The sequence below is a fragment of the Thermodesulfobacteriota bacterium genome, from assembly GCA_039028315.1.
GTDB lineage: Bacteria > Desulfobacterota_D > UBA1144 > Nemesobacterales > UBA2774 > CR02bin9.
In genome coordinates this window covers 1-6,757 of sequence record JBCCIH010000137.1, presented here as the reverse complement: position 1 = coordinate 6,757, position 6,757 = coordinate 1, and the positions used below count along the sequence as shown (strand labels likewise).

Genomic DNA, 6,757 nt, shown 5'->3' with positions numbered 1-6,757 from the left:
CAATAACAGAATTTCACTTCAGGCGTCATTTCCTTCAGGTGGTGTTCCAAGCGGACCACCAGTTGCATGGACTGGGCGTGGAGAAGAGATCCGTAATGTAAATGGTGATTGGCTAATAACTGTTTGGGTTGTTTGCGCACCTGTATCAAGTCAATAATAAAAATTACATAGTTTAAAGATTTATAGCCCGAAGGGATCTAGTGCTGACTCTTCGGGCTTTTTTTATTCTTTATAGATATTCCCGCTCCTATAACCCTCAAAAGTTTTAGTTAACGACAAATTACCCCAGGACATTGCGTTTCTATAATTATATAATTGCATGACTATATATTATTTGTTGACTCTAAATAATCTATTGTTTAATATACTAATAATAGCAAGGTAGGTTGTCTATTTAGCTAAACATAAAAAAAGTTAGAGGAGGAAATACGATGTTTAGTAATAACAATAGTGTTATTAAACATCTACTATATATTTCCAGTAGATGTTTAATTTTCAGTATCTTAGTGTTATGTATCTTTACTCTTTCTTTAGCAGTATCTGATAATTCTTCAGCACAAAGACCGGAACTTACAATTACCGAGGTCTTTGTGGATTTTGACAATCAGCAAATTCAAATTACAGGCATTAACTTTGACCTTGGTCCCAACTCGCTATCTGTGATGTTCGGAAGCTTTGGAAACCTAAATATAGCCACCAATACATCAGAGTTCATTTTAGTTGATTTCCCAGAAGGAGGAATACCTGCGGGTGATTATCTTCTAAAAGTAGCGACTGGACCTGGACCAAGAAAAATGGATGAAAGAACAATTACAATTGGTAATCAAGGACCACAGGGTGACCCTGGTAACCCTGGTGATGATGGAGAGGATGGGGATCCAGGACCTGCCGGACCTCCGGGTTCACCTGGTACTCCCGGACCTCAAGGACCTGCCGGACCTGCTGGGCCTACCGGACCTGCGGGGCCTGAAGGGCCTGCCGGACCACCTGGACCGCCCAATGGACCTCCTGGACCTGAAGGACCTACTGGACCTGCCGGACCTGCCGGACCTGTTGGACCTGCTGGACCAGCTGGACCTATGGGAGCTACTGGAGGGGTTGGACCTGTTGGGCCTGCCGGACCTATGGGCGCTACTGGAGGGGTTGGACCTGCCGGACCTATGGGAGCTACTGGAGGGGTTGGACCTGCTGGGCCTACCGGACCTGCCGGGCCTACCGGACCTGCGGGAGCTACAAGTTTTATAGTGCTTAGTGGAGGATCAGGAGACCTAGCAACTAATGAAAACAGATTCTTCGCTATAGATCAGGTATCAGGTGGATATGCAAACGAGGATGATGCTGAGTTTACAATACCTGCTGCAGGAGCAATTTCTAACTTGAAAGTTTCAATGAGTTTAAATCTATTTGCTGCACAATCCCATGTTTTTACTTTACGTGTAAATAATGCATCTCCTGCCGGTACTCTTACTTGCACTATATCAGGAGATACGCAAATAACTTGTGAAGATAACGGATGTATTGATATAGCAGCAAATGATGATATTGCTATTCAAAGCACACCGAACAATATGGGAGTCCAAAGATCAGCAGGAGTTAGTGCAATATTTAGAGAAGGCGCTACCTGCCCATAGTCAGTATAGTATTTTGGAAATAGGTATTTACTAAAACAAAAAGGCCCGGATTTAACTCTGGGCCTTTTTTTATGAGTTGGATATATTATTGGAAAATTCTTCTAGTCTTTCTATCTGAACACCTGTGGGTCTAACAAATGAGCGTCTTCTTTTTATATGTGCCCATGCCTGTTCTATCGTATCTCCTGTACTCACATAATATGCCGCGGCCATTGTGGCGCTTCGGCCAAGACCTTCCCAGCAATGTATATAAACTATTCCGCCCTGCTCTACCTGGCCTCTAATAAAATCAACCCCCTGATGAAGGTGCTCTATAGTTGGAGCTTCGTTGTCATCGGTAGGCAGAAGAAGAAGGTGAATGTTCATAAGATCCTTATGAAGCGTGTAGTGATATTCACTTCGCATATTAATAACGCCAGTTATGCCATATCTAGCTAGCTTAGAGAACCCTGCCCTTCTGGGTTGGCCGCCTATCCAGATATGCTCGTCAATCACACTGTAGCGCTTAACCGGCCCACCTGTCAGCCATCGGTATATTTTATCAAATCCGGCAATCGAGCCTCTGTAGACGCCTTGGGTCCTAAAGTGGTTAAACAGTCTTTTAAGCTCGGTAAGATTAGTCATATTAGTCAAAGAAGCCTCTAATCTCTGGGATTAGCACACTGAGAGCATTGTGTCTAATTGAAATTTTAAGTGGAAATTCTGACCCTACGTCCTCTCCATCACGGGCTGCAAGCTGATGTGAAGCGGAGAGAACAATGACCTCATTTGCCTGATGATGGTAGATTGAATAACACGGCCTTTCACCGTGTGGTTTAATATTAGAAAAAACTCCTTTTATAGCATGATATGCTAGTGATGCACCAGACCAAAGGCTTGCCTCTCTTACCACGACAACATCTAATTTGCCGTCAGATATGTCTATATCGGGAAGTAGTTTTACACGAGGAAGACCTAGATTTCCAGAATTGCATATAACACATGTAACTCCCTTCACCCTTTTTCTTTTCCCATCTAGTATAAGATGATAATGTGCCTGTTTCATTCTGTGTCCTAGCCTTAGCGCTGTCCATATATATGCCCAAAAGCCGTACTTGTCTTTTTCTTCTCGATCCGTCATAACAGTCATTGCAGCCTCAAGACCAATCCCGAGCCTTAATAAAAAGTGTTTTTCTCCAACGCATCCGACATCAATCTTTTTTACGTGAGTTTTCTCATGAAGAAGATTATGGATCGCATCCATTTTGTCGTTTGAAATCTCAAGCTCATTTGCAAACACATTTGCTGTTCCTCCGGGGATCACTGCAAGAGGAACCCCGGTATCGATAAGTCCTTCTGAGACTTGAAGCATGGTGCCATCGCCGCCAAATGCAGCAACAAGATCAGCTCCCTGAACTACCGCAACTTCAGCAATCTTGCGGGCACTTAAGTCAGGCTGCGTCTCATGCACAGTTAGTCTATCGCCAAGAACATCGAACTTTGAGCGTATCTCACCCACTGGGACTACCCCTTGCCCAGAGACCGGGTTTATAATAAGATGTATATTTTTAAAACCGCCTAGCACATTAGAATCCATTACTAATATAAAATGATACTGAGTTAAGCCTTTAATGTCTAAGCAAATATGAGAACTAAGAGCGAAAATAAGATTGCATATCATTGGACTTATTTTAATACAATGCCTCAACCCGATGCGTAACAATTTATAAATGGACACTCAAATACTCATAATCGTATACTCATCATTCTTTGCGGCTGCATTTATTAAGGGCTTGACCGGCCTTGGATTTGTAAGCAGCTGTCTTCCCGTGATTGCAATTTTTATGAAGCTTGAAGATGCCATACCGCTTGTTGTTCTCCCGTCTTTGGCAAGCAATTTTATTATGATCTATCAGACGAAAAGGTTTAGACAAAGCATGCGAAGATTTTGGCTGCTATATATAAGCGCACTTCCAGGGATATACGCTGGAGTGCTGCTACTCAGCATGGTAGGAAACTACTTGGTAAAAATCATTCTTGGATTGGTTTCTATCGCATACTCGCTGCTGCTGCTTTTTAAAGTAGAGATTTCAATTCCGAGGAAAAAGGAAACTGCGCTAGCAATTCCAATAGGTCTTACCAATGGTTTTCTAAACGGGCTTACAGGGACGCAGGTTATACCAATGCTTCCTTATCTGCTGTCTTTAGAGCTTGACCGAGATGGCCTCGTTAATGCAATTAATATTGGTTTTACGATATCAATCACATTTCTTTTAATTGTGTTTGGTAAATTTGACCTTCTAAATGCAGAGATATTGAAATTTTCCGTATTTGGAATAATTCCCGTAGTTGCAGGAATTTATTTTGGCGGGAAGTTGCGTCACAAGGTATCTGATGAAAGGTTTAGAATCGCGGTGCTGATAATACTAATTATTATCGGTATAAACTTAATTGCCTACGCCTAGCAGCATTTAGCTGCTAGGCGTATTAATTTGCATTTAATACTATTTACAAGGTCCGGTAAGTTTACCTTTAGACTCTGAATCAACTGTGAACTTAGTGCCCTGGAAATCGCCGGCCATTTTATACTTAGAATATACAGTCTTTTTAGTAGCACTAACCTCAGCACTACCATTCATTGCAGGCATTCCCTGTGCCTGGTTGCATTTAATATCAAAGGTTAATTTATTTCCGCTTTTCTTGATGTTAGTAGCATTGCAAGCATTATCATCCGGCAAGAAATCCTTCACGCTGACTGTATTTTCATTCATACATTCATTATCATCATTTGTTTCCGGAGTTTGTGAAAAGCTCGATTCCGTAATTGTTGTAACTAAGTAGTTGCCAGGAACAACATCAATAGAGTCATCTTGGGCCATTGAATCTATTGCCGGTGCTAATAGTAAAACTGAAAGTAGAACTAAGTATTTATACATATTTCCCTCCGTTTGGTTTGGAATTTGTATTACAATTTAGAACTAATTATAAGGAAACAAAAGTGGAATACAACAATAAATTGTTTGATAGTTTGCAAATAATTAAGCCCAGGCAGGTACAAGGAGAGACCTGCCTGGGCTTAAATTAGGCACAACCTTTAAATGAACTATTTTTTATAGCCATATGTTCAAAATAGTTTTAATACTATTCAAAAAGATAGACTTACCCATCGAAGTTGATTCTACAACAAATGTCGTTTCTATGTCAACCTAGTATTTTTAAGATTAAAAGGATGCATTATATTTCTATTCAGCAAATTCAGGCTCAGGGGTGCAATCACCTATTCTCTCACCACTGCCGCTGGACTCTACTATAAGTTCCTTACCCTGATAAAGACCCTTGAGCCTTATACTACTAGAAATTTTATCTCCGTCGGTGCTATATTCTGCATAACCTTTTAGTGTAGAGGATTTTCCAACATTCTCGCATGTAAAATCAAAGCTTGTTTGATTATCGGAGGTTTTCATATTGCTAATTGTACAGTTTTCCTTGTTGGGCAAAATTGATTGAGGATCAAGGTCTGGATCTGTAATGCACTCTTCTGTGGTTCTGCTTGCAGGAACGGTATCAAAACTTGTTTTTGTTGTCTTAGAAAGTCTATATTTACCCGGCTTTATTGACAACTCTCCTTGCGCATGAAGTGTTATAGGGATGAGTATGAAAATACCTAAAATTATGAGAACTAATGAGCTGAGTCTTAACATATATAGTACCTACCGATTTTTATTATAACCTAAATTTTGCTCATCCTATACCAATTATTATGATTTATTAAGTCTATAAAAGGTTGCGAAAATTAATCAATATCCTGTAAGATAAAATATGCTTAAATCAATATTTCTGATTAGTCTATTAGCCCTATTAGCGTGCGGAGGGCCAAATAAAAAAACCATATCAGCAGGAGATGCAGGTTTAATTCCTGGCACAGAAAATCCAATTATTAAAGATTGCGCAAAGGGAAAAGCGTATTTATATAACAATTATGAAATCCACGTTGAGCCCTCTCCTGAGCATTGGGGCATGAATATTTTTCTTTACTCGCCAGATGTTTCGCAGGGAAATCCATGCACTCTAGATAGAAAAACCGCATCTCATATCATTAGCGCACGTGAGACAGGGGAAAATAATTTTTTTGCCGGGCTTTATAAGAATTATCTATTTTTAGATCAAGGCACTGAGCCCGAGCAGAGAATATTGTCTGTCTATGATTTGGCCACTAAAAGGCTGATATTACTTACAGAATATTCAGATCCTGCTCTGAAGGACGGCGTCCTTACTTTCTACAAAACGCTTGTCCCTGAGCCCGGTGTTATAGAAAATATTCCATGCCCCAAATCTCAAAGCTGGAAAGATAAAGGGCTAAATGTTCTCTATGAGCAGAAAGAAAACTATACCTTGGAGACTGAAACCAGATTGCCAATAAGGGAATACCGATGTAGAGCCGGGCAATAAGCCCAATATCTATACAAAATATAAAAACAAAAAATAATTGCAAAACACCAGTGTTTTGTAGTAAAATATGAGTCCAAGGAGGAATTAATATGACTAAAAGTGAGTTGATTGGTAAAATTGCCGAGAACGCTGGGATCAGTAAGACGGATGCGGATAAAGCTTATGATGCAATTATTGCTGCAATCAAAAGCGGACTAAAGAGCGACGGTAGCGTACCTCTTACAGGTCTTGGTACTTTTAAAGTTACCCACAGAGCCGCTCGTATGGGAAGAAACCCCTCAACGGGCCAGAGCATCCAGATACCTGCTAAAAATGTTCTTAAGTTCAAAGCCTCCAAAGGTGTTGAATCTGAGATCGGTTAAGCCGGTTGATAGTGGCGTTTTTAACTTAATTTTTTGACCCAGAATAAAGCGTAGGATTACTATCGCTTCTTACCCGTCAGTTTGAGGGTCAGTATTATTTTGTCTATAGTGAACTAGCTCCTTGATAGGACAAGATCTCAATGTATCTTTTTTAGTATGAAAGTAATCATTATATCAATATTATCTGCTGCCGTATTCGCAGCAATTGGAATGCAATCCCAAGCACAAACACTTATCCCCGGAAGCGATAAGGCAAAAGTAATAGAGTGCTCAGATTCTGATAAAGCTTATTTATATGATGATTATTTAATTTATACCCAGGCCGCTGGTGATTTT

The 6,757-nt window shown here is 40.3% G+C and carries 9 protein-coding genes; 5 read left to right on the top strand and 4 right to left on the bottom strand.

The annotated features are described in order from the left end of the window. The first annotated feature begins 506 nt into the window (after positions 1-506). Positions 507-1,631, top strand: a complete 1,125-nt coding sequence (locus tag AAF462_08800) for a hypothetical protein (GenBank protein MEM7009216.1) — start codon at positions 507-509, stop codon at positions 1,629-1,631. Between the two features lie 69 nt (positions 1,632-1,700). On the opposite strand, the gene AAF462_08795 is transcribed toward AAF462_08800, so the two are convergent. Both AAF462_08795 and AAF462_08790 read right to left on the bottom strand, forming a co-directional pair. After that, entirely contained in the window at positions 1,701-2,255 is a 555-nt protein-coding gene (locus tag AAF462_08795) for a dual specificity protein phosphatase family protein (GenBank protein MEM7009215.1), read from the bottom strand. Between the two features lies 1 nt (position 2,256). Next, positions 2,257-3,207: a diacylglycerol kinase family protein gene (locus AAF462_08790; protein MEM7009214.1), complete on the bottom strand. Its 951-nt coding sequence runs from the start codon at positions 3,205-3,207 to the stop codon at positions 2,257-2,259. A 133-nt stretch (positions 3,208-3,340) separates the two neighbouring features. Here AAF462_08790 and AAF462_08785 point away from each other — a divergent pair, with 133 nt between their 5' ends. Then, positions 3,341-4,075, top strand: a complete 735-nt coding sequence (locus tag AAF462_08785) for a sulfite exporter TauE/SafE family protein (GenBank protein MEM7009213.1) — start codon at positions 3,341-3,343, stop codon at positions 4,073-4,075. Positions 4,076-4,114: 39 nt separating this feature from the next. On the opposite strand, the gene AAF462_08780 is transcribed toward AAF462_08785, so the two are convergent. After that, positions 4,115-4,546: a DUF3617 family protein gene (locus AAF462_08780; GenBank protein MEM7009212.1), complete on the bottom strand. Its 432-nt coding sequence runs from the start codon at positions 4,544-4,546 to the stop codon at positions 4,115-4,117. A gap of 306 nt (positions 4,547-4,852) precedes the next feature. Next, complete coding sequence (locus AAF462_08775) at positions 4,853-5,311, bottom strand: DUF3617 family protein (protein ID MEM7009211.1); 459 nt, start codon at positions 5,309-5,311, stop codon at positions 4,853-4,855. A gap of 118 nt (positions 5,312-5,429) precedes the next feature. Here AAF462_08775 and AAF462_08770 point away from each other — a divergent pair, with 118 nt between their 5' ends. The 3 genes from AAF462_08770 to AAF462_08760 form a co-directional block, all read left to right on the top strand. Beyond that, entirely contained in the window at positions 5,430-6,059 is a 630-nt protein-coding gene (locus tag AAF462_08770) for a hypothetical protein (protein MEM7009210.1), read from the top strand. A gap of 89 nt (positions 6,060-6,148) precedes the next feature. Then, positions 6,149-6,421: an HU family DNA-binding protein gene (locus AAF462_08765; protein MEM7009209.1), complete on the top strand. Its 273-nt coding sequence runs from the start codon at positions 6,149-6,151 to the stop codon at positions 6,419-6,421. Between the two features lie 156 nt (positions 6,422-6,577). Further along, positions 6,578-6,757: hypothetical protein (locus AAF462_08760; protein ID MEM7009208.1), on the top strand; the 180-nt coding region annotated here is incomplete at its 3' end.